Below are 24,642 nucleotides of genomic sequence, written 5' to 3'. Positions count from 1 at the left end.
GTTTTTAGAAGCTACCAATTTTTCAACGTCCAATGATTATTGGGCTCCCAGACCATAATTGGCCTGGGAGCCTCACAAATAATGGACATTCTTCTTTGGTAACTTCTACAAATCCCCTTTTGCACTTTTGTACCTTCAGATCACATCATATGTCTCTGGAAGTTTTGTAGTAGGCAAAATCGACCTCAAAATATCCTATGAAAATATTCAAATTCAGTATTTTGACTGTCCTGTTTTGTATGAGTTGCACGGCGCAGGCTGCGATTGACGCCAAACTTTTACAAGGCTTAACTAGCGACGATCCGGACGCCCGCATCGCTGCAGTCACAGAGATAGCAGCACTGGCAAATGACGATAGCAGCAAAGTCTTAAATGCGCTAAAAAGCGAATCGCTATACACCACAACCGATGGCTTAGTTTTAATCGTCGATGGCGACAATGCCTACAATCCCGCCACCGAGAAATCTAGCAAGTTGCCCGACGGTAGCGATGTGATCAGTATCAACAATCGCTTGCGCGGCGCTATCGATAATGCTCTCTCAGCCCTAAAGTTATTTTCCACGGACAAATCTGTGCGTCTGGCAGCTGCCACCACCTTGCAAACCGACGCCAGTCTGGAGCAACTACCATTGATCAGCAAAGCCTATGCAAAAGAATCAGACCCCGAGGTGAAATCACTTTTACAACTGGTGATTGCCACTGCTAATCTGCAATCCCCAGATGCAGCGCAGCGCAAAGCGGCTGTCACTTCCTTAGTTGGCAGCAGCAATGCCAAACTCAATCCGCTGTTGCAAAAGATGCTGGATAAGAATCTCGATGGGAGCTTTATCGAAGCCGACGCCAGCATCCGGACAGAGGTCCGTGCAACGCTCAAAGCCATTGACTCCCGGCTGGCACGTACCGAATTTATCGGCAATTTGTTCTATGGCGTATCGTTAGGCAGCGTCTTGCTGCTAACAGCGCTGGGATTGGCGATTACCTTTGGTTTAATGGGAATCATCAATATGGCGCATGGCGAGTTATTGATGATCGGTGCTTATACTACTTACGTAGTGCAAATGCTATTTCGCAAATTCATCCCTGGTGCGCTAGACGCCTATCTGATCATCGCACTACCTGCCGCTTTTATTGTCGCAGGTGCCGTGGGGATATTTTTAGAGCGTACCGTCATCCGTTGGTTATACGGTCGCCCATTAGAAACTTTGCTCTGCACCTGGGGCATTAGTCTGATGCTGATGCAAACAGTACGCACCATTTTTGGTGCACAAAATGTCGAAGTCGCCAATCCGTCCTGGATGTCTGGCGGCGTGACGGTATTAGGATCGCTGGTCTTATCCTACAACCGGATATTCATCATTGCCTTCGCCTTCATTTTGGTATTTGCGGTCTGGCTGATTTTAAATAAAACCAGAATGGGTTTATTCGTTAGGGCTGTAACCCAAAATCGACGTATGGCAGATTGTGTGGGTGTCGCAACCGGCAAAATTGATATGCTGACTTTTGGATTGGGCTCCGGCATTGCTGGTCTCGGAGGTGTCGCCTTGTCGCAATTGGGCAATGTTGGCCCAGACTTAGGCCAAAGCTATATCGTAGATTCATTTATGGTGGTGGTGCTTGGCGGCGTTGGCCAACTGGCAGGTACCGTCATTGCGGCCATTGGCTTGGGCGAAGTGAATAAGTTTTTAGAACCTTTTGCCGGAGCTGTGATGGCAAAAATCGTCATACTCGTATTCATCATTGTTTTCATCCAACGCCGGCCACAAGGCTTATTCGCGCTGAAAGGTAGGAGTGTCGAATGATCAGCGCCCCAACAATGAGCTATCACACCCCCTCTTTCTTCTCACGTCCAGCCTGGGTCGGCATCATCGTATGCGTCATCATCGCTGCCTTGTTACCAATACTTAATTTAAGTTTTCCTGCGAGTCATCCTCTACATATTTCGAGCTTTACCATCACTCTCGTTGGTAAGTTCATGTGCTACGCAATGGCAGCGTTGGCTCTGGATCTGGTCTGGGGGTACACCGGTATTTTATCGCTGGGGCACGGCGTCTTTTTTGCATTGGGCGGATATGCGCACGGCATGTATCTGATGCGAGCGATTGGTCGTGACGGTGTCTATCAAAGTAACTTGCCAGACTTTATGGTGTTTCTAGACTGGAAGACCTACCCGTGGTACTGGTCGATGACCGACAATTTTTGGTATTGCATGGCATTGGTGGTTCTGGTGCCGGGAACGTTGGCATTTGTGTTTGGTTTTTTTGCTTTCCGGTCACGAATAAAGGGAGTGTATTTCTCCATCATTACCCAAGCCATGACCTTTGCTTTTATGCTGCTGTTCTTCCGCAATAACACCGGGTTTGGTGGCAACAATGGCTTCACCGATTTCAAACGCATTCTCGGTTTTAACGTCACTGCGCCAGGTACCAAGGCTGCTTTATACCTGATTACGTTGGCCGCGTTGTTTGGGGCACTGATGTTATGTCGCTGGATCGTGACCTCGAAATTGGGTCGTGTGCTTCAGGCGGTAAGAGATTCAGAATCCCGTCTAATGTTTATAGGTTATAACCCGTTGTGGTTCAAACTGTTTGTCTGGACCTTATCAGCCGTGTTGTGCGGCATTGCCGGGGCCTTATATGTACCGCAGGTGGGCATCATCAATCCATCCGAAATGTCTCCTGGCAATTCAATAGAAATGGTGATCTGGGCCGCCGTCGGAGGACGGGGAACGTTGCTGGGACCGATCATTGGCGCCTTCACAGTGAATGGCTTAAAGAGCTGGTTCACCGGTGCCTTCCCCGACCTATGGCTATTTGCACTGGGACTCATCTTTATTCTTGTCACTCTGTTTATGCAACAAGGAATCTTAGGTTTAGCAAAACAGGTACGCACTAAATTGAATCATCATAAGGAGGCAGCATGAGCGAGCGTAGTAGTGTGCTGCAGCCAGGCCAAACTTATGATGGTGCAACTGGTGACGCTGCCGCATCATTCGGACGTGTTAAATCTAATCAGGTTGATACCAGCCATGGTGCAATATTGTATCTGGAAGATATCACCGTATCGTTTGACGGCTTTAAGGCAATCAACAATCTCAATCTCGATATTTCAGTCGGTGAATTACGCTGCATTATCGGCCCCAATGGCGCGGGAAAAACTACGATGATGGATATCATCACAGGAAAAACCAAACCGACATCAGGCAAAGTTTTTTTTGGTCAGACGATGGATCTGACCAAAATGACTGAGGTCGAAATCGCCCATGCGGGTATCGGTCGTAAATTTCAGCGCCCCACCGTTTTTGAGCAACACACCGTCTTCGACAATCTGGAACTAGCGATGAAGATGGACAAGCGGGTCAAGACCACGCTATTCGCTAAATTAAATAGCGAGCAGCGCGACAAGATTGACAGCATCTTGCAATTGATACGCCTGAACGGACAAGAAAACAGACTGGCAGGCCTGCTGTCTCACGGCCAAAAACAATGGCTAGAAATCGGCATGCTATTGATTCAAGAGCCACAATTGATTCTGCTCGATGAACCCGTCGCTGGGATGTCTGACGCTGAAACAGCCCGCACCGCGGAGCTGCTAAACGAGTTACGTGGTAAGCATTCAATTATGGTGGTCGAACACGATATGGGCTTCGTCACTGAGATTGCACAACAAGGCAAAGTCACCGTACTGCACGAGGGATCGGTACTGGCGCAGGGAACCATGCAACAAGTACAGGCGGACGAAAAAGTGATTGAAGTGTACTTGGGACGTTAAGTCTAAGGCCCTATATATCCGCTCAATTTCAAGTGTATTAATACCGGAATCAGACATGCTACAAGTCGAACAAGTACATCAACACTATGGCTCATCCCATACCTTGCGGGGCATTTCTCTCAGCGTCAAAAAAGGGGAATGTTTGTCGCTACTCGGACGCAATGGGGTTGGTAAAACGACGCTATTAAAATGTCTGATGGGTGTACTTCCATTGTCCCAAGGCAGCGTAAAACTGGACGGCAAAAATATCAGTAAATTATCTCCGCACGAAAGGGCAAAACTAGGCATCGCCTACGTGCCGCAAGGCCGTGAAATCTTTGCCCGGCTCACCGTCGAAGAAAATTTATTGATGGGCATGGCAACACTATCGAGTAAAAAAGCATCGATGATCAAAGGTGAGGTCTACGAGCTTTTCCCCGTTTTAAAAGAAATGCTGCAACGTCGTGGTGGTGATTTATCGGGCGGCCAACAACAACAGTTAGCGATAGCGCGGGCCTTGCTAGCAGAACCAAAATTGATCATTCTGGACGAACCGACCGAAGGCATTCAACCCTCCATCATCAAAGACATCGGCCGCGTCATCCGCCTGCTTCGCGAACGTGGCGATATCGGGATTTTATTATGTGAGCAATATTTTGATTTTGCCCGCGAACTGGCCGATCATTTTGTGATTTTAAATCGTGGCGAAGTAGTCGCCTCTGGTGATAAAAATTTAATGGATGGGGATGATGTCAAGCGGCACTTAGCGGTATAGTAAAGGCATGATACTTACTGACATATCTCCCTCCATTATTCACGATCATGCCCCTGCTAAAAAGCAACATTGGCAAGCCAAATTGCAAATTGCTTTTAGTGATGATCAAGGCGTTACCCGACTGACCGAGCGCGACCATACCGGTCCATTGCGAGTACAAAAGCCCCTGTATCCCGAAGGCCAAAAAATTTGCCACGCCATCATCATCCATCCGCCCGGCGGCGTTGTGGGTGGCGATGAGCTAAGCATTACGGCAAAACTGGGGACAGCCAGCCACGCGCTCATTACCACACCCGGTGCGGCAAAATGGTATCGCAGCAACGGCTACACATCGCAGCAGCATATTCATTTGTTGGCAGAGGCAGGTAGCAAGCTAGAATGGTTGCCACAAGAGACGATATTTTTTGACGACGCACAAGTCGATTTGCATCAGACAATTCAACTGGCGCAAGACGCCTGCTATATCGGTAGCGACATCCTGTGCTTTGGCCGCACCGCATCGGGCGAAAGCTATCGTAGCGGAAAAATAAAACAACACACTCGGATAGAACGCGCAGGCAAACTGATCTGGAATGAACAAGGCAGCATACGAGGCGGTAGCGCAGCGATGTCCAGCCGAATGGGCTTATCAGGCAACACCGTCTGCGCCACAGTGATAGCCAGCCCGGTACCTCTTCATGCGGCAGGATTGCAAGCAATGCGGGATCAAACTCACCAGTGGTTGCAACAAACCGAAGCAGGTGCACAATGTGGCGTGTCACAATTAAAATCTTTATTGGTGGCACGCTACCTCGGCAATTCGAGTGAAACTGCCAAACAATGGATGACCATGGTCTGGCAACATTTACGCCCTTCTCTGATGCAAGAAGACGCCATCGTGCCGCGTATCTGGAACACATGAAAAATCAATAGAGAATTCGCTAAAAAATTAGCGCGAACTACTCAAGCAGCAACCGAAAGGAAAATACATGGATCTCACTCCCCGCGAAAAAGATAAGCTGCTCATCTTTACCGCTGCATTGTTAGCAGAACGTCGCCAGGCACGCGGCCTCAAACTTAATTATCCAGAGGCTGTTGCACTGATCACTGCCGCCATCATGGAAGGTGCGCGCGATGGAAAAACCGTTGCGCAACTGATGTCTTATGGCACGCAAATCCTGACCCGAGCCGACGTCATGGACGGCATCCCCGAGATGATCCCCGATATTCAGGTAGAAGCGACCTTCCCTGACGGTACCAAACTGGTTACCGTGCATCACCCAATTCCATAGGAGCCCGACATGAACCCAGGCGAAATGCTGATAGAACCCGGCGAGATCGAACTCAACGTCGGACGGGCAACTGCCACGCTGGTCGTTTCGAACAGCGGTGACAGGCCGATACAGGTCGGCTCCCATTTTCATTTTTTTGAAACCAATCCAGCGTTGCAGTTTGAACGTCAGACGGCTTACGGTATGCGACTGAACATTGCCGCAGGTACTGCAGTCCGGTTTGAACCAGGTCAGCAACGCACTGTTGAACTGGTCGCGCTGGCGGGGGACCGCAAGGTGTATGGCTTCAACGGTAAAGTGATGGGGGCATTATGAAAATTTCCAGACAAGCCTATGCAGAAATGTTTGGCCCCACGACTGGCGACCGTATACGCCTGGCAGATACCGGTCTGTTTATTGAAATCGAAAAAGACTTCGCCATCTATGGTGAGGAAGTCAAATTTGGCGGCGGCAAAGTGATCCGCGACGGCATGGGGCAATCGCAGCGCCCGCATGCAGAGGTCATGGACACCGTCATCACCAACGCAGTGATTCTGGATCACTGGGGTATCGTCAAAGCGGACATCGGTTTAAAAAACGGCCTGATCGCCAAGATCGGTAAAGCAGGCAATCCGGATATCCAGTCTGGTGTTGATATGGCCATCGGTGGTGCGACTGAAATCATTGCGGGCGAAGGTATGATCGTCACCGCAGGCGGAATCGATTCGCATATCCATTTCATTTGTCCGCAACAAATTGAAGAAGCATTGATGAGCGGCGTGACCACGATGCTGGGCGGCGGTACTGGCCCAGCAGTCGGCACCGCAGCTACAACCTGTACGCCAGGACCGTGGCATTTACATTCGATGCTGATGGCAGCAGATGCCTTCCCGATGAACCTCGGTTTTTTGGGGAAAGGTAATGTCAGCCTCCCCTTGCCTCTGGAAGAACAAATCCTGGCAGGTGCAATCGGTCTGAAGTTACATGAAGACTGGGGAACTACGCCCGCGGCAATCGATAACTGTCTGAGCGTGGCAGACCGCATGGATGTACAAGTAGCGATCCATAGCGACACTTTGAATGAAGGTGGCTTTTTGGAACACACGCTGGCGGCGTTTAAAGACCGGACTATTCACACCTTTCACACAGAGGGTGCAGGCGGTGGTCACGCGCCCGACATCATTGCAGCAGTGGGAGAAAGCAACGTGCTCCCCTCCTCCACCAACCCGACGCGTCCTTACACGGTCAACACGCTGGACGAACATTTAGATATGCTGATGGTCTGCCATCATCTCGACCCTGCAATTGCAGAAGATATCGCCTTCGCCGAATCTCGCATCCGGCGCGAGACCATTGCCGCTGAGGACATTTTGCATGATATCGGCGCGATCTCTATGATGTCATCCGACTCGCAAGCCATGGGGCGTGTTGGCGAAGTCATTATGCGTACCTGGCAAACCGCCGACAAGATGAAGCAGCAACGTGGTTCTCTGCCAGAAGATAACGAGCGCAATGACAACTTCCGCGCCAAGCGCTATATCGCCAAATACACGATCAATCCCGCCATCACCCACGGGATTGCGCATGTAGTTGGTTCGCTGGAAGTCGGAAAAATCGCCGATATCGTACTCTGGAAACCCGCCTTCTTTGGCGTCAAACCATCGATGATCGTCAAGGGTGGCATGATCGCAGCAGCACAGATGGGTGACCCCAACGCGTCTATCCCGACACCACAACCGGTGCATTACCGCATGATGTTTGGTGCGTTTGGTGGCGGCTTAAAAAAATCCTTCACCTTTGTGTCACAAGCAGGATTTGATGCAGGTCTGGCAGAGCAACTCAAGCTCAACAAGACCTTAATTCCGGTTAAAAACACCCGCAATATCCGCAAAAAAGACATGATCCACAATGGCTTAACACCCAAAATGGAAGTCGATTCAGAAACTTATGAAGTCCGTGCCAATGGAGAATTGTTGGTCTGCGAACCGGCAAAAATTTTGCCAATGGCGCAGCGGTATTTCTTGTTTTAGGTTTGGTTTTGGTTTTAGTTTTAATTTGAGTTTGGTTTAGCGTTTGATAGCCTAGGTTGGACTGCGCCTTACCAGCCTAACAACTATAAAATTTCAAAAACACGATTATGCCATCCGCTGTAGAAGATGTAATACAACTAGTGCGACCTATTTCTTATTGTTATGAAATCACTTTTGCTATTGACTCTTTCAAGCTTATACCTAGGTATAGCTATACCTTGCCTTGCCCAAATTGATTATCAAACCAAATGGGTACATGGATCATGGGTAAATGTGCACTCAGGTTCTAGTGCGGATACGACAGTGATTTCCCATCTACCGGCGAATACGCTGGTGCAAATGGAAGTTACACAAAATCATAATACCTGGGGCAATGAATTCTGCCCAATACACTGGGCGAAAGATCAACATGGCTTTATCGTATGCAATTTACTGGGAGACCAAGCGCTACAGATTGACGATATAGGTGAGCTGTATTTGACGAACGTGCCCTCATCTGCTTCTCGACTCATTGAAAACCCGCGCTATTCAGCTACGCAAGCGTTTTGGTTGCAGCCTAGTTTTTTGCGATTACGCAACGCAGGAATGTTTTTTAACAATACTATGCTTAGTGAAAAAGAAAAGTCTTTAGAAAATGTAGATCAGAATTTTGTTTGGGAAAAACGTCCGTCATTACGTCGCTTTGCTATTCCTGAGTTTGAAGCTATGAAACAAGTGATGGAAAAGGGAGTTGTCGAACCGCAGAAATTACACAAGAATAAACTCGGCTCGTGGAAAGAGTTAAAAGCGCTTGCAGATGCTGATGCCACGGCGTCGGATAAGACTTTAAAATACGCCTCTGCAATTAATAATCGTCTCTTTTATCCTGGCGCTTTAAAAATGGTAAAGCAAATAAATCTGCCAGAAATTAAAACATCGTATTTCAAAAATACTAAGCAGCTATTGCGCCCTCAAGCCGAGGCAGAAGAGCTCAGCGCACACTTCCAAGTTCCTTATTTTTTACGATATCGTGGTGTGCCGTTTTGGAGGAAATCGGAAGCTGCCGGTATACAACTAGCGGGTTGGTGGGATATCGGGAATGTCGATATTGCTCTGCAAAAAAAAATCGGGAAAAATACAATTTATAGCGATGGCAAACTTGTGTCTATAGCCACAATAGAACAACGGTCTTTTTGGAGCGGGAACTGTAATGATGGTTTTCGTTTTAGTGGAGATAAAACACAAAATTTCCCGATTCTGAGTATCTCTGAAAAGCACCTTCAACCTGAAGCTATTCTAAATTTTTTCACACGTGATCCTATTCCGTCAGGCAAAGTAAAAATTACTAATCTGCCCGCACAAGATTTGCAATACGTAGCAAGCAAAATACAAAAGCATGAGCAATTTACACGCGGTGCACTACACACCATCGACATCGATCAAGATGGCATTCCTGATTTCGCCATTTGGGAGGCCTGGCATTACGTCATTATGTCTGATACCAACAAGCCAGAACCTGGGTTTAGAATGTACTTTAGCAATATAGCTGGTGAGTGGCGCTTACTCGATATCGATGAATTTTATGTTTGCGATGGCTAATAAGTTAATATCAAAAAATTAAAAGCAATATGGAACAGAAAATTGTTAAACGTAATCTTGTTTAACAGATACTTCCCTCATCAATCAAATCAAATTCAATCCCCAAAATGACAACTGATACAGACATCCATTTAAGTGGTTCGTTCAAAGCCACGGACTCCAGCGGCACCAATCACGAGATCAAAGCAATTCGTATTTTTGATGAAGGCTACGGCATCATCGATGTCTACATCGACTTTGCTGCACCGATAGAAAACGGTCTCTATAACGATAAAGCGCTGCTCAGCCAGATCATGGCTAAGTTGCGTGAGCTAGGTTATGTCGGCCCTGATTTTGGTCATGGCGATTTGGGTCTGCAAGAAAGAACTGTGATCGCACTGGAAGCGCCGGAAGAATTCTGTGCATTTGCCGCGCGTCATGGCTGGAAAAATCTGGCAGATGAATTTAACGACGAGGAGTAACAAACAATTTTATGTATGCATTAAGAAAATATCTCAACGTATCCAATACGTTGATCGCGATAAGTCTGCTGGTTGCTTTGCTGTCGCGACTGGGTGCATCTCGTGCGGTGTTGTCTCCGCTATGGATCGCCGCCCCGGGCAGTGATGGTATTAATAGTATCTTGCAGGGTGAAGTCTGGCGCCTGATCACTCCGATCTTTATTCATTTTGGCTGGATGCATCTGCTATTTAATATGTTAGCAATGTGGGATCTGGGAAGATTGATCGAGTCTCGACGGAGTAGCGGGTTTTATCTGCTCTTTCTTGTGGTGCTGGGAATCGGGTCGAATCTCGTGCAGTTCTTGCTGACTCAATCACCGTTCTTTGGCGGGATGTCGGGCGTGTTGTATGGCTTATTTGGGTACATCTGAATGCAAGGTCGGACTAACCCACGCTTTGGGATTATTTTGACGCAACAAACGATCGTGATGATGTTGGGCTGGTTTGCCCTTTGCTGGATTGGATTACTTGGTCCGATTGCGAACTGGGCACACACTGGCGGATTAGTTATTGGCGTTGTCTGGGGTTTTTTAGATAAACGATAGCAGTGAGATAGTGCTTCAATGATGCGTCATATCCCACGATGTGCCGCTTGAGTTAATTTCTGATCGTCGATTTAACACGTACTCTCATGATGAAAACCATTCCGTCTTCGATGGCCTTGCTCGCGGCAATCCTACTAACATCGGTCTGCCAGGCAGCGGACAAAGAACCCGGCGTCCTACTCAAATCTGGCGAGTGGGGTCAAGCGATGGGCAGTTATGGTGTACCAAAACCATTTGAGCATCTGGCTCCTGCCAAATGGCCTAAAGACCGGTGGTATAGCCTAGTCATTAAAGAAAATGACTTATTGGTTGAATCGCAATCTCCGCATGATAAAAATCAGAATGGCTAAAAAAAATTATTAGTCAGATTCCAGAAGAAAATGCGCCAGAGGCGAGCTCATCGCTAAATCTGGTGGAGCAAGAAACTGATGATATCTTGCACCTGCGTGTACCGGATTCGCCGATCAAAGAAGGCAAACATCCTTTATACGTATTTAAAAACGGCGGTCATACTCTTAACCCGGAGCTTGACTATCAATATCGTTTAAAACTCGACGATGTCGCTTTTGGCATGCGGGTTCAAAATGGACTAAAGGGAAAAAACGGCGCGCCGTATGGCGAAGGCGCGACATACTTTATTGAATACGACGGCAAGCAGTTTGAATATGCGCTTGGCTATTATGGCTGGGCATCACGCATCATTGGGATCACCGATATGGATGGCGACGGATTCCCCGATTTCATCATTGAAATTGACGGATCTAATAGCTCCGTGAAGATTATTTTACTGTCCTCAACGGCAAAGCCGGGAAAAAGTGCTCCCACGGCGAGCTTGCATTCCTGGGGCTGTTAAGTTTTAAATCCCGTTCACAACAATCCGTACAGATGCCACTGTACGGACCGTCCAAAAGCGATCCTAGATTGATAAATCGGCTCTACCACAGTCTGAGTAGTGTCCAAAAGAGGCGTCAATACAGACGCCCCTTTTTCATTCATGTCGAGAAACTATTCAAATGAATACTAAGGTGGTGAAAGCCCGTCGCCATCATCGGCGTCGCCTTGTTTATAGAGGCACTTGGTACCTCAGCAGCTTTACTATTACTGGACGAGATGGCCGTCACGATTGCGACGATGATCGCTATATAAGATGCTTTATTTCTGCAAAATGATGGCAAGTTCATGGTAATTCTCCTATCAAAAATAAGTTGTTACTTATGTGTGGCGCGGACTACCTATTTAAATCAATCGAATTTGTCTCTGCTTGAAGTCCTTCGTAAACTTAGTCAACGAAGAAAATTTTTTCAATCGGCTGTCCAAATAATTTACTGATCGTAAAAGCCAGTGGCAAGCTGGGATCGTAGCGTCCGGTTTCGATGGCGTTCACTGTCTGTCTCGATACGTCCAATAAATCAGCTAGTGCAGCCTGACTCAAGTCTCTCTGCGTGCGTAATTCTTTGACGATGTTTTTCATTTTTCACGCTCCAGAATTTTGCGGATTCCAATAATCAGACACCAGCTCCCCATAAAAATGCCGTAGGTAACAAATCCGCTCAACTTAGGAAAACCAATACCCTCCAGGAACCCGTAACTGAAGCTAAAGAACGCTGTGATTGCACCGGAGATCGCCACCACTTCAAGCAACCAGACGCGAACATAATCATCCATCCGCTTGAAATTACGTACAATCGCCCAGAGTGCCCCAAACGCAGGAATCACTGGCGTCATGACAATCAAAGTGCGGAGCAGACTGTCCGCCATCGGTTTTGCATAAGTGATTGAAACGAGTAAAACAATCACGTACAGCACGAAAGACAGACTTAATTCCTTGCGGTATTTCTTTGCGATTTCCTTGTCTCGTTTTGAATATGTTGCTTCGTTCATATTGATCTCCCCGATTAATGTAAAGCCTACTTGACACAGATATCGTTAAAGAAAGCAGGGTGAATGTTCACCTTGCTGACCTTATTTCTTACTGCGATGTTGCTCTAAACTGTAATTCCGTTTTTACTACTTTTGTTACCGATTCATACCTGCTTACATCTTTGATTATCCAGTCAAGGAAACTTGACATACACCGGTAAAAAATAAGCAGCGATTGGTCATATTTGCCGCTGCTTAACTTTTTTACATCTCTTTTTGATGTAAAGCATGTTTTACATATTAGATCTCAAAAAAGCAGATGTCAAGCTTGCTTTACAAAATATTTTGTCGATGTGTGTTTTTAGAAAAATCAAAGTCAAATGGTCTCACTGCGTCTGCCCAGTACTGTCCCGAGCTGCACTTGAGCCTATTTGCATACCTCGAATGAACCCCAAGAAAAAAGCCAGGCACGCATTCGTTGCCTGGCTTTTCATTCTTTATGCATCATTTTCAATGTGGCTTAAGCAACCTTAAAATTAGCAATCTCATGTTGCAATGTCTCCGCCTGTTGAGTCAATGCGCCAGATGCGGCTGTCGTTTGCTCTACCAGCGCTGCATTTTGTTGCGTATCCTCGTCTAAGGCATGCACCGCTGCCGCTACCTGCGTCACGCCCAGAGCTTGCTCACGGGAGGCAGAAGAAATATCGCTGAGATAGACATTAATTTGTTTGGCATTGGTCACCATCGTGGTCATTGTGGTGCCCGCTTGCTCAACCACTTTGGTACCGCTGGCAATTTGATCCACGCTATTGGAGATCAATGTTTTGATCTCGGTCGCGGCGGCGGCGCTGCGCTGTGCCAGATTGCGAACCTCGCTGGCAACGACCGCAAAGCCACGTCCGGCCTCACCTGCTCTGGCGGCTTCTACCGCCGCGTTCAGCGCCAGAATATTCGTCTGAAAAGCGATGCCGTTGATGACGCCGATGATGTCATTGATCTTGGAAGACGAAGTGTAGATCTCTTGCATCGTCGTAACTACGGTTGCGATCACCTTACCACCAGCTTCTGCAACCTTGGCATTATCGGCGGCAAATTTGGCAGCAAGGCTGGCCAGTTCTGCTGTGTTATCAACGGTCGAACCGATCTCTTCCATGGCCGCTGATTGTTCCTCCAATGACGCGGCAGCAGATTCTGTTCTGGACGAGAGATCAAAACTTGCTGAGGCAATCTCGGCGCTGGTGGCATGCAATGAGCGGGCAGAATGCCGAACCGTGCGAATTAGTCCATGCAAAGAATCATAGGCATGACGCAGATCGCCGATCACTTGCGCCGGTTCATCTTTACCCCAAGGTTTGGCTGGCGCGCGACGTAAATCACCGTCAGCCATTTCTTGCAGATGCTTACTGATCAAGCGTAAGCCCCCACTGGTGACCAAATAAAACGTATAGAAGAAATAAAATGCGAGCAAGATACCGACGCATAAAATGGCAGAGACTATGTAAAGAGTCGACTTCATTCCTGATACGCGCGTCGCTAGCAAACCGTCCAGCTCATTCATCAGGCGTTGCACCAGCTCATACTGCCCATGAACGGTCTTATTGGCAGCATCAAGATACGTGGCTTGCACTTCAGGCGCATAGTCCTGGCTATCGATCACGCTTTTTCGCGCCAGTGCGAAGAATGCGGTAGTGGCATCCAAGGTCGGCGCAACATTCAATTTATCAGACAAAGTTTTATCCGCAACGAACGCCTTGGCAAGCCCAGTGCGCATATTATTCGATTGAAATTCTGCAATCGGAATCAGCTCACTCAAGGTCTTTTGCTGCGCGGGAGTAATGCTGCCTACTTTTAAGACTGCCAGACCCAGGCCTCGCAGTTTTGCAGAGGACTCAATAATATCGGGGACTCGGGCAAACGCCGCATCCATCACGTAGAAACTGGCAATGTCAGGATCGAGCGTCAGATTGGAGTTGTCTGTCACTAAGTTCAACAAAGCAATCAGCGAATCCACATGCGCCGTATGGGCTTTAAAAACAGCATCTGTCGCCGTCGCCGCATTGGCTTGTGCAAATGCGGTCTGTACGTCAGCATAGGCCTTGGCTGTATCCAGATCGCCACCCAACCGTTTTTCAACTTCCGCTAATTTGGTTTGTGCTGCTTGCAGTTTGTCTTTCACGTCGGCCATCGTGGTTGGCGCAGTGCCGGAGATGGCGGCATTGGTCGCGTCGCGACGTAGCTGCTGAGCAAGCTCTAAGACGGGAAATATCTCGCGGTTGTATTCCACGCCCAGACGTTCTTTGGCGGAAAACTGAATACTCTCCATGGTGCTGGAATAATAAACCCAGCCCAGTACGATCATTGGCACCAGAAACATCAAACAAATGAGTAGCGCTTTCGCTTTAAATCGCAGATTGCGCATCAGCACTACACCCAGTGTCCAGAATCCGTGTACATCAAATGCACTTCCGGAAACTGGTTCGCTGTCTGGTGCGGCGAGAAATTTCTGCATCTCGGGACTGGCTCTTACAACTTTCGTCATGGTTGACTCCGTTTATTAATGTAGTTCTGGGCGCTGTAACTTGAACCGCGACGATTAGAAAAAATTTCCTTAGAGCAAAATATTAAGCGGCATTACCAAAAAAGATTGCAAAACATAGTCAAAGATATGCTTAAATTTTTAGCATGACCCGCTGTAGTTCTGAGCACAACTGCTCTACATCTATAGGCTTGCTGACATAGCCATCCGCCCCTGCTTTCTGCAGGCGAATCTTGTCTCTAGGCTCTGCATGACTTGTCACCATAATAATTGCTTGCCTGGTGCCAAACTGTTGTTCTGCTGCACGGATCGCCGCGAGTGCCTGCAAGCCATCCATCACCGGCATCATGACATCCATGAGCACCAGATCAAACTGTCTCTTCGCCAGACAGCTCAGTGCTTTTTGTCCGTCATCAACCACGACGCCAGAGTGCCCCAAGCTATCGAGCACCATGATCGCCATGCGCTGCATAAAATAATCATCGTCCACCACAAGGACGCTAAGTGGGTCACCGGCACGATAAGGACGAGGTCGTATCATGGTTAAACGATCGCTATGAAACCGCATGAAAAATCAATCGCAATCCATGAAAAACTGGCTTAAATCTATTGGTTGTTGCCAGATCAGAATGAACGCAGTTGGTAGAATGCAATCAAAAAAATTCAGATGACAGCATCACCTTTCGGTCTTGGAAATAAACATGTTGGAAGAGGGTTGGACAATTCAGTGTTGATCTGTAGCTGGCTTTTGTCAACCACTCAATTGATGAATAACGGAGCAAAAAAAATGCTGCCGTCAAAGTCGCACGCGAACGTATCGAATTCATTCGTATTGATGCGAGCTAAATGAATTCGGATTTACGACAATCGCGCCAACTGCGTTGCAGCACATTGCCGTACTGAAGTAATGTCGTCGTTGTTACACGTTACCATGACAATTTTGTATAGGTTCTAGGAATGTAGAAAATCTTCCACGACGGGAAGAGAGATGTGGGATGAGTACGCGAACAGGAACGAGCAATCAAATCGCCCTAAATGTCGATACTCCCCCCTTAATTAAGTAAAATAGGGGCGATCGTCCAATTATTCTCTGGGCAAAAAAATATACTCACGTAGAGTATATTTTTTTGATCGGAACGGTCTTCGTCGCTGCAGCCCGAAATCATCATCGGGCTACAGCGTCAATCTTGCCTTTCAACGCAACCAATGCACGACGAACACGGATGTGACGGCTTAATAGCGAACCTGGGCACGATAGACCAACTTGGTGCTACCTTCTGCCGGCACACTGATTTTCCAGACTGCGGTATTGCTAGCATCTTTGGAGTGAGGATGACTCTCGCTCATGATTTTCCAATCGCCCGGCATCGGCTCTTGAACGGTAACAACGACTGCTTCTTTTTTGGCATTTTTCAATACAATTTCAAACGCACTCTCGAAGTTGGAATTGTATTTACCAGTTCCAGAAATTTTCTTGAAGTCAGTCTGCTTTTTATCCGCAGTGACGTCGAAGGAATCACCCAATTTAATGCGGACTTTTTCGTTTTTCGGCGTGTGATCAATATTGTCTTCGCCGATGAACTGGGTATTACCTGAGCTGTCTTTTTTGTAGACGCGAATCGTGCCTTTAGGAATTGGCATGCCGAGATGCGAACTCTCTTTATTATCAAACTCGACAAAAGCGGCGACTTTGATTTTTTGACCAATATCACCGTAACTGCTTTGGTAATAATAATCGCTGCCGCTCAGCAACAACTCTTTGCGCGCTGGCACGGCACTGCCGGATAACAGAGCGACTTGCTTGGTTTGATTTTCGGCAATGGTCGTCGGGTGGTCTAAGGTGTAGAGATGATATTCAAACAGAGATTCCTCTACCATCGCCTTCCTCATCAACGGCGCGGCAGCAACTGCATTGCCAGTAATTTGTACTCTAGGAGATTGATCTGGAACCTGATGCACATCGCCAGCGACCAGTTGCAATTTAGCGTTGCGATAGGAGGCACCGCTGGTATTGGTCAGTGTGACCCAGCCAGAAATGTCCAGCTTATCTTCCGCCGGATTGAGTTCAACCACATAGTCTGCTTTCCATGCCAGTCCACTCGTAAGATAACTTAACTCTACTGCTTGTTGCTGCGCACCTTTGTTATCCAATGCCATGACCAGAGTTGGCCGGTCGCGCAGATTAGACGGCACATCGTTATACACAATACGGCCCGGCACACCGGTTTCTATCCGGTCACCAATTTTGAGTACGACGCCATTTTTCGCGGAGAGAACCAAAGCGGACTCTGTCGTTTCGGCACCGGTCGCGGTATTGGTGCGGATCACAGTGACATTACGTCCGACATATTTCTCTAATAATTTTTGCGGCGTCAGCAAATCAAAATCAAAATTCTGCTCTTGCACCGACAAGCTGCCTGGCGAGGTAATGCTGCGCAGCAAAGCGGTTTCTGGCCGCATATTGGCACTGACATCACGGAAGGCGAGCGAAGAGACACCACTCTTGAGTTGAATTTTGCGCTGATCTTTAATTAAGGCCAGATTATTGTTATAAATCGTGACGGCAACTTCTTGCTGATCGTTAAGCGTGCTGCGCTGTTCTTCTGTCTGTGCGTTGGCGCTAAGGTTGGTGCTGCCAATTAGCGTCAACAGAAGCAGTGTCGCGGAGAGTGGTGGTCGCATAGGAGTCCTCTTTTTGATCAATAGGAAATACGGTAGTCACTGTATGCCAAGGGCAAATGTGATGCAATGAGTATGACTTGCGCAAGGCCGTGAAGTTCAAAGCTGAAATCTGCACGCTGTCACGCTGTCATTAACCGGGAAGATTTTCGTGTGCTAAAACAGGGCTTCACACAAAGATACAGAGACAGAGACAGGCACACACATAGATATACAGAATTAATATACTCCTCATAATTTATTTAAAAAATGTCCTATTAACCAAATAATACATGGACACTTAATATATACATACAGGGAGTATATATTTAGAAAAAAAAAACAGGTGTCTTAAGACAACCTGAAATTAATCTGTGATGGCCGGCCGTCAAGTTGCAAACTGGCTTTGGCAGCAGGCATCTGGCTGATGACTTTGCCGCGTCGTATGACGGTTAATCTGGCGGCACGCAGGCGTATTGCTTCTATCGTATTGGCGGCGTCAAGTATCACGAGATCAGCATGACATCCGACTTGGATACCGTAGCCTTCTAAACCCAAGATGGTGGCTGGCGTCTCTGTGACGGCGCGGTAGCACGCGCGCATTGCCTCTTGCCCGGTCATCTGCGCTACATGCAATCCCATGTGTGCGACTTCTAACATGTCGCCAGAACCCAGGCTATACCACGGGTCCATCGCGCAATCCTGACCAAATGCGACATCAATCCCGGCAGCCAACATTTCTGGCACCCGCGTCATGCCACGTCTTTTTGGATACGCGTCGTGACGACCTTGCAGGGTGATATTAATGAGCGGATTAGCAATCGCTGCGACACCGGCCTCGCGTATCAACGGCAGCAACTTGCTGACATAGTAGTTATCCATGGAATGCATCGAGGTTAAGTGGGAGCCAGTCACTCTGCCTTGCATACCCAGCCGATGACTGTGATAGGCCAATGTTTCGATATGGCGCGACAAAGGATCGTCGGATTCATCACAATGCATGTCCACACGATATCCGTTGTCAGCAGCGTATTCGCACAGGATTTTGACGGACTCCGCACCATCGGCCATGGTGCGTTCAAAATGTGGAATACCACCGACCACATCAACGCCCATCGCCATCGCCCGCTTTAAATTAGTCAGCGCCGTCGCGCTGCGCAATATGCCATCTTGCGGGAAAGCGACCAATTGCAAATCGATATAAGCTGCGACCCGCTTTTTGACCTCCAGTAAAGCCTCAACTGCCAGCAAACGGTCATCGCAAATATCAACATGCGACCGTATCGCCAGCAAGCCACGCCCGACCGCCCAATCACAATACTGCATCGCTCTTTGCACTAACGCATCTTGCGTCAGCATCGGCTTCAGCTCGCCCCATAATGCAATCCCTTCTAGCAAAGTACCTGACTGATTGACTCGCGGCAGACCATAGCTAAGCGTTGCGTCCATATGGAAGTGCGCATCGACAAACGGTGGCGATACCAGATTGCCACCGGCATCTATTTCTTGCACCGCTCGTGCTGGCAACTTGTGATCTATCGCGACGATACGACCGGACTCAATCGCTATATCGATATTGGTACGACCATCAGGTAAATTGGCGTTACGAATAATCAGATCCATGAGCGTCCTTGCGGTTTGGAGTGGAGAGTTAGATAGAGATTATTATGCCCGATGCGCTTGATCATTGTGAGGAAACTATGGATTCAAATCAGGAATTTGAGAAGCAAGATAAATTGGCCGAGGCGTAGTTTTTGACGTTGGTTTTGAACTAGCTTTTGAAGTTGGAATTCCGCTGTGGCACTGCCGTTTTTATCCGTTAAAAATGGATAAGAAAGGTTCGTTGTCTGAGCAAAGCGAGTTTCGAACTTTTCCCATTTTTGACGGATAAAAACGGGAACCCCGAAGGGGCAGTGACTTCGCGGTCGCCTTTCTTTGCCTTCTTTCTTTGGCGAAGCAAAGAAAGAGGGTAGCCGCCGGTCTACCACCGGTCGGCAATCTCAAAATACCAAATGTCAGTCACAAAAATTACGACCTGATAATAGACGAATTGACTTGTATAAGCTCCGTGGATACCAGCCGGGAGTGACCCGGCAGCCACTTACTTTTCTTTGCTTCGCCAAAGACAAAAGTAACAGCAATCAATCTTTCACTAGAGTTCGGCAAAGGACAAAGACTAGCAATCTCTATGCGTGACATAGCAGACAAATTACTTCTCTGGATACATCACAAACTGTACATAATTATTCAAATTAAAATACCGGTTAGCAGCTTGTTTTATATCATCCAATGTCACTGCATTGACGCGCGCCTCATAACCTAACATCTCTGCCATATCAGTGCCATACAAGATAGAGTCTTGTAGATTACCAAGCCAATAAGTATTCGTACGCATCTGTATTTGTCGTTCTTTAAGCCAGTTCTGTTTTACTTTATTCAGATCCGCCAATAATGGTCCGTCCGTTTTTATTTGCTGTATTTCCGCAAACATAGCAGCGATCACTTTATCCACATTTTCTGGGCCGCATGGCAGAGTGACGCCGATACGATAATTTTGATCAGGGATACGATTGATAGAGCCACCCATGCCTCCACCGTAGATCAAGGTCAATTTCTCACGCAAAATATCCGTAATACGAAGATTCAGTACATCGAGCATGGCGTGAAAACGCATATTTTCTTCTTTAGAATAAGTAGCAGCGCCAGAGAAATTAAGGACGACTCTGCTGTTCTGCTCTGTACCAACTCGCACTTCTTTTTTTACTACGCCAGTAACAATATGCATCCCTAAATCTTTGTAAGTAGTGACAATCTCGGACGTGGGTAAATTTGCTAGATAAGCCGTAATCAGCGGTTTTATTTTATCGATCTCAAAACTACCTACAATGATAAAAGTCAGCCCTTTAGCGCTACTAAAACGGTCGTTAAAAATCGCCATGCTACGATCCAGATCAATCTGACTAAAATCTTCTGGCTTTGCGGAGCGAACTGAGCGCGGGTGATTGTTATACAGCGTCGTGATCAGCGCATCGTTGAATATAGATTCAGGACTTGCCATCGTATTTTTTGTCGCATCCTGTCCTTTTTTAATATACGACTTAAATAGCTCTTCGTCTTTGCGTGGGCTAGTCATTCGCAAAGATAGCAGTTGAAATAAAGTTTCAACATCCGCGCTGCCTGCAGAACCGCTAAAACCCTCAGTATAAAAACCACTACTGGTTTGTAAGTTAGCCGATTTTCCAGCTAAAATTTTTGGAATATCGGTAGATGAAAAAGTCTTTAGACCCATGCTTGAGACTATGCTACTGGCATAGCGGGCATTGAAATTATCTTTATTCTCATATAGGGATTGCCCACCAAAACGTGTGGTACTGATCAATACCTGATCATTTTTAAAATCAGTCGATTTGAGAACGACTTTGACACCGTTTGACAGCGTCAATTCGGTTAAATCCAGTTCCTTATTATATTTTTCAGAAATGATGCTGCCAGATTTTTGTGGGCGCTCCATTAAATTTGAAGCGACTTTTTTCTGCTCGTTAGCAACGACAGGCATTTTCTCAGCTGTGATCACCATTTGCAGCAATGCCGACTCTAAAGGTGCCGGCACATCTGTTTTGCTGGAACCCATATAGGCCACCAGTTTTTGGGTTGCTGCTGGTATGGATTTGCTGACGTACATATTTACCTCAGACAGGGTAATCCCTGGCATCAATTCTGTATTGTAGGCATATTCGTTAACGATTCCCGGGATAGTTTCTTGATCTAAAAAATTACGGATGTACTCTGCTGCATACATGCCGGAATTAGATTTATCGCGCTCGTTATAGCTATTTTCTAAATTACGAAGTTGCGTTTTTTTGGCACGATCTAACTCATCAGCGCTGAAACCAAATTGACGAGCGCGTTCATTTTCTTGTACTACTGCATTGATCGCTGGCTCAACTCCGCCACTTCCAAGAGCGGCAACAGAAGAGAATGATTCGTAACCATGGACTAATTGCCCCATCGAGCTGGACGCGCCTAAAAATGGCGGCGTTGCTTGCTGAGTCAATTCTTGCATACGTTGACCGAGCATTGATGCTGCTAATCTTTTGATCATGCTCTGGCGATAATCAGAAATTATCACGTTAGGCCTAGCAACGCGAACTGGATAACGTATTAGCACGATATTGCTAGTCGCCTCTTTATCAGTAATGACCAAGGCTTTGGATTCTGCCCGATCCGGAATCTTGGCGTAATCGCGCGGGCGTTCTTTGGCAGGATTTTTCAGTTGTGCGAAATGTGCTAGCACCATTTTCTCTGCCTGCTCTGGCTCTATATCACCGACCACAACTACCGCCATCAAATCAGGACGATACCAATCAGCATAAAATCGCTTGACCGCATCGTACTTAAAGTTTTTTATAATGTCTTCTTTGCCGATGGGCAAGCGATCTGCATATTTTGATCCGTTAAAAATCCCGGGCAACAATACCTTGTTCATGCGGTCGTTAGCGCCTTTCCCTAAGCGCGCTTCTTCCAGGATAATATCGCGCTCTTTATCTATATCAGCGTCATTCATCTGCACGCCTTGCGCCCAATCCTCTAAGACCTGGAATCCAGTCTCTAAGTTTTCTTTTTTATCGGTTGGAATTTGCAGGATATAGACGGTTTCATCAAAGCTGGTATAGGCATTCAGATCAGCGCCAAATTTCACGCCAATAGACTGCAAGTAGGAAATCAATTCATGCTTTTTAAAATGGCGTGAACCGTTAAATGCCATATGCTCGGTAAAATGGGCGAGCCCTTGTTGATCATCGTCTTCCAGAATCGAACCTGCTTTAACGACTAAACGTAATTCAACTCGTTTTTCAGGCTTAGCATTTTTTTGGATGTAGTAAGTCAGTCCATTAGGGAGTTTGCCTACTTTAACTTGTGGCCCTACCGGAATTGGATCAGTCAGATTAATCGTGGCATGTGCTGACCAGGAGAGAGTGAGAAAAAATACACTGGCGACTGTGCGTCCCATCAACTTGATCATTGTGGTTTACTCGTAATAAATAGGGATTGCAATAATACAATGATAGCGATGTAAACATGATTTATTTACATTTGATGGCATCTTTAAATATAAAGGAACAGCGCGTGATAAGGTAAGTTTTAGTTTTGGTTTTGACTTTAGAATTCCGCTTTGGCACTGCCGTTTGTGCGGGATAAAAAATGGAAAAAGAAGTATCTGTTGTTTGAGCCGCAGGCGAGTTTCGGACATTTCCCATTTTTCATCCTGCACAAACGGGATCCCCGAACGTGCGGTGACTTCGCGGTCGCCTTTCTTTGACCTCTTTCTTTGGCGAAGCAAAGAAAGAGGGGAGTCGCCGATCTACCACCGGCCTGCAACATCAAAATAACAAACGCTAATAATGAAAAAGTATCCGAATTGACTTGCCTAAACTCCGTGGATACTAGCCGGGAGTGACCCGGCAGCCACTTAGGTTTCTTTGCTTCGCCAAAGAAAATGTAAGGGAAAAAAAGCAACCGCAGACTTGCCCTTCGGGTGCTTACGCTACGCTTCAGCACAATTTGTGCATGACAAAAAATGGGAAAACTTCGAAACTGGCTAAGGAACATCCGCTTACAAGCGGATGCCGTTACGCAGGCGAGATGCATACATCTCGAAATCCCTGCTACACCTCAAATAAAGAAGCTTTCTTATCCATTTTTCTGTCATATACAAATTGCAGCGTCCAAAGAGGTTTAAGATCAAAGTCAACAACAAAGCAATATTAGGCTCAGATATTTCGATATGCGGATACCCTCGACCCAATCCTCTTCCGAATGCGGGAAAGAAAGTAAAAACTCGTACTAGTAATGTACTAGCCCTACCGAACTTTTAAGTCGACACATCGGCTACGATTTTTGCCCGCTCTAACATCGCCAGCAACAACACATTACAACCCGCCTCCAGATGCTCCGATTTAGCGTCCTCAATTTCGTTATGACTAATTCCATCCTTACAGGGTACAAAAATCATCCCAGACGGTGCCAGGCGAGCCGTGTAAATTGCATCATGTCCCGCACCGGATACCACGTCCATGGTGGAATAACCCAGCTTGGCGGTTGCGCTGCGCACCGCATCAACGCAATCCGGATGGAAAGGACAAGGCGGGTAGTAGGAGACGCGTTCGATACTGATTTTCAAACCACTGTCACTCGCCGTTTTATCGACAAACGCCAGAATTTCCTGATGCATGGTGTTGAGCAATTCATCGTTCACATTGCGTAAATCAATACTGAATTTGACCTCGCCTGGAATGACGTTACGACTGTTCGGGAATACTTGCACCATACCGACAGTGCCGCGTCCATATGGCGGATAGCGGTTACCAATATTGACTACCTCTTGCATAATTTTTGTTGCGATTTGCAGAGCATCCTTACGCAGATGCATGGGGGTTGGGCCCGCATGCGCTTCCATCCCTGTGACAACGCAGTCGTACCAGGATAAGCCCATGACAGCTGGTACAACGCCGATTACTTTGTCGGCATCCTCTAGTACAGGACCTTGTTCGATGTGGGTTTCGAAATAGGCGCCAATCGGATGATCACCGGGAGTTTGCGTACCGAGATAACCGATGCGCTCCAGCTCATCCCTCACCGTTTTTCCATCTACATCTTTTGCCGCAAACGCATGCTCGAGAGTAAATGCACCACAAAAAACACCTGAGCCCATCATCACGGGAACGAAGCGAGAACCTTCTTCGTTCGTCCAGAACGCAACTTCAATCGGTGCCTCGGTCTTGATATTATTGTCGTTGAGCGTGCGTACAACTTCTAGCGCTGCTAGCACGCCATAATTGCCATCAAACTTACCGCCGGTTGGCTGGGTATCGATATGACTGCCGGATACAATCGGTGGCAAGCTATTATTAGTGCCATCCCGGCGCATAAAGACATTGCCGATTTTGTCGATGGTGACCGACATACCAGCTTGCTTCGCCCAGCCTGTCACTAAATCGCGGCCTTGCTTATCAAGATCGGTCAATGCCAGACGTTTGACGCCACCTTTAGGGGTTGCGCCGATTTGCGCCAGTTCCATTAAGGATTTCCATAGACGGTCGCCGTTGATTCTTACGCTAGTGATATCTGCACCCATTGTTTTGTCCTTTTTTTAATCTATTGAT

Annotated in this window: 21 protein-coding genes and 1 pseudogene; 13 read left to right on the top strand and 9 right to left on the bottom strand. The window is 47.1% G+C overall.

All coding sequences use genetic code 11. The features are described 5' to 3' along the window. The first annotated feature begins 197 nt into the window (after positions 1-197). The 13 genes and pseudogenes from urtB to QN395_RS13265 all read left to right on the top strand — a co-directional run bounded on the left by urtB (position 198) and on the right by QN395_RS13265 (position 11,278). Positions 198-1,799, top strand: a complete 1,602-nt coding sequence (gene urtB / locus QN395_RS13325; RefSeq protein ID WP_322121488.1) for an urea ABC transporter permease subunit UrtB — start codon at positions 198-200, stop codon at positions 1,797-1,799. Beyond that, positions 1,796-2,920, top strand: a complete 1,125-nt coding sequence (gene urtC / locus QN395_RS13320; protein WP_322121487.1) for an urea ABC transporter permease subunit UrtC — start codon at positions 1,796-1,798, stop codon at positions 2,918-2,920. The genes urtB and urtC overlap by 4 nt, the downstream gene beginning before the upstream one ends. Continuing rightward, the gene (gene urtD / locus QN395_RS13315; RefSeq protein WP_322121486.1) at positions 2,917-3,768 is read left to right on the top strand and encodes an urea ABC transporter ATP-binding protein UrtD; all 852 of its coding nucleotides are present in this window, start codon (positions 2,917-2,919) and stop codon (positions 3,766-3,768) included. The genes urtC and urtD overlap by 4 nt, the downstream gene beginning before the upstream one ends. 55 nt (positions 3,769-3,823) lie before the next feature. Then, positions 3,824-4,522, top strand: coding sequence for an urea ABC transporter ATP-binding subunit UrtE (gene urtE / locus QN395_RS13310; protein WP_322121485.1), 699 nt, complete (start codon positions 3,824-3,826; stop codon positions 4,520-4,522). A gap of 7 nt (positions 4,523-4,529) precedes the next feature. Further along, positions 4,530-5,423 (top strand): urease accessory protein UreD, encoded by an 894-nt coding sequence (locus QN395_RS13305; RefSeq protein WP_323491833.1) that lies wholly within the window; start codon positions 4,530-4,532, stop codon positions 5,421-5,423. Positions 5,424-5,490: 67 nt separating this feature from the next. Continuing rightward, entirely contained in the window at positions 5,491-5,793 is a 303-nt protein-coding gene (locus tag QN395_RS13300) for an urease subunit gamma (protein WP_322121483.1), read from the top strand. A gap of 9 nt (positions 5,794-5,802) precedes the next feature. After that, positions 5,803-6,108 (top strand): urease subunit beta, encoded by a 306-nt coding sequence (locus QN395_RS13295; RefSeq protein ID WP_322121482.1) that lies wholly within the window; start codon positions 5,803-5,805, stop codon positions 6,106-6,108. Continuing rightward, on the top strand, positions 6,102-7,802 hold the full coding sequence (gene ureC, locus QN395_RS13290; protein WP_322121705.1) for an urease subunit alpha: 1,701 nt from the start codon (positions 6,102-6,104) through the stop codon (positions 7,800-7,802). Before QN395_RS13295 ends, ureC begins: the two co-directional genes overlap by 7 nt. Positions 7,803-8,105: 303 nt before the next feature. Then, positions 8,106-9,380 (top strand): hypothetical protein, encoded by a 1,275-nt coding sequence (locus QN395_RS13285; RefSeq protein ID WP_323491834.1) that lies wholly within the window; start codon positions 8,106-8,108, stop codon positions 9,378-9,380. Between the two features lie 107 nt (positions 9,381-9,487). Then, complete coding sequence (locus tag QN395_RS13280; protein ID WP_322121480.1) at positions 9,488-9,841, top strand: hypothetical protein; 354 nt, start codon at positions 9,488-9,490, stop codon at positions 9,839-9,841. An 11-nt stretch (positions 9,842-9,852) separates the two neighbouring features. Continuing rightward, positions 9,853-10,425: pseudogene (locus QN395_RS13275) on the top strand (rhomboid family intramembrane serine protease). 86 nt (positions 10,426-10,511) lie between these two features. Further along, the gene (locus tag QN395_RS13270) at positions 10,512-10,775 is read left to right on the top strand and encodes a hypothetical protein (RefSeq protein ID WP_322121479.1); all 264 of its coding nucleotides are present in this window, start codon (positions 10,512-10,514) and stop codon (positions 10,773-10,775) included. A gap of 62 nt (positions 10,776-10,837) precedes the next feature. After that, positions 10,838-11,278, top strand: coding sequence for a hypothetical protein (locus tag QN395_RS13265; protein WP_322121478.1), 441 nt, complete (start codon positions 10,838-10,840; stop codon positions 11,276-11,278). Between the two features lie 139 nt (positions 11,279-11,417). On the opposite strand, the gene QN395_RS13260 is transcribed toward QN395_RS13265, so the two are convergent. From QN395_RS13260 to QN395_RS13220, 9 genes are all read right to left on the bottom strand, one after another. Further along, the gene (locus QN395_RS13260; RefSeq protein WP_322121477.1) at positions 11,418-11,606 is read right to left on the bottom strand and encodes a hypothetical protein; all 189 of its coding nucleotides are present in this window, start codon (positions 11,604-11,606) and stop codon (positions 11,418-11,420) included. Between the two features lie 98 nt (positions 11,607-11,704). After that, on the bottom strand, positions 11,705-11,896 hold the full coding sequence (locus QN395_RS13255) for a helix-turn-helix transcriptional regulator (RefSeq protein WP_322121476.1): 192 nt from the start codon (positions 11,894-11,896) through the stop codon (positions 11,705-11,707). After that, positions 11,893-12,306 (bottom strand): hypothetical protein, encoded by a 414-nt coding sequence (locus QN395_RS13250; protein ID WP_322121475.1) that lies wholly within the window; start codon positions 12,304-12,306, stop codon positions 11,893-11,895. Before QN395_RS13250 ends, QN395_RS13255 begins: the two co-directional genes overlap by 4 nt. A 499-nt stretch (positions 12,307-12,805) precedes the next feature. Further along, positions 12,806-14,824 (bottom strand): methyl-accepting chemotaxis protein, encoded by a 2,019-nt coding sequence (locus QN395_RS13245; RefSeq protein WP_322121474.1) that lies wholly within the window; start codon positions 14,822-14,824, stop codon positions 12,806-12,808. A 130-nt stretch (positions 14,825-14,954) separates the two neighbouring features. Then, positions 14,955-15,389 (bottom strand): response regulator, encoded by a 435-nt coding sequence (locus tag QN395_RS13240; RefSeq protein WP_322121473.1) that lies wholly within the window; start codon positions 15,387-15,389, stop codon positions 14,955-14,957. Positions 15,390-16,054: 665 nt separating this feature from the next. Then, a complete protein-coding gene (locus QN395_RS13235) occupies positions 16,055-17,503 on the bottom strand; it encodes a DUF4139 domain-containing protein (RefSeq protein ID WP_322121472.1) in 1,449 nt (482 codons plus the stop codon). A 327-nt stretch (positions 17,504-17,830) separates the two neighbouring features. Continuing rightward, positions 17,831-19,102 (bottom strand): amidohydrolase family protein, encoded by a 1,272-nt coding sequence (locus QN395_RS13230; RefSeq protein ID WP_323491835.1) that lies wholly within the window; start codon positions 19,100-19,102, stop codon positions 17,831-17,833. Positions 19,103-19,688: 586 nt separating this feature from the next. Next, a complete protein-coding gene (locus QN395_RS13225; RefSeq protein ID WP_322121470.1) occupies positions 19,689-22,502 on the bottom strand; it encodes a M16 family metallopeptidase in 2,814 nt (937 codons plus the stop codon). Between the two features lie 849 nt (positions 22,503-23,351). Then, positions 23,352-24,614: a Zn-dependent hydrolase gene (locus QN395_RS13220; RefSeq protein WP_322121469.1), complete on the bottom strand. Its 1,263-nt coding sequence runs from the start codon at positions 24,612-24,614 to the stop codon at positions 23,352-23,354. Positions 24,615-24,642: the final 28 nt, after the last annotated feature.

Source organism: Undibacterium sp. RTI2.2, assembly GCF_035018705.1.
Classification (GTDB): Bacteria; Pseudomonadota; Gammaproteobacteria; order Burkholderiales; family Burkholderiaceae_D; genus Undibacterium.
Note: the sequence above shows the minus strand (reverse complement) of the source record. Positions and strands in the feature narration are given on the sequence as shown.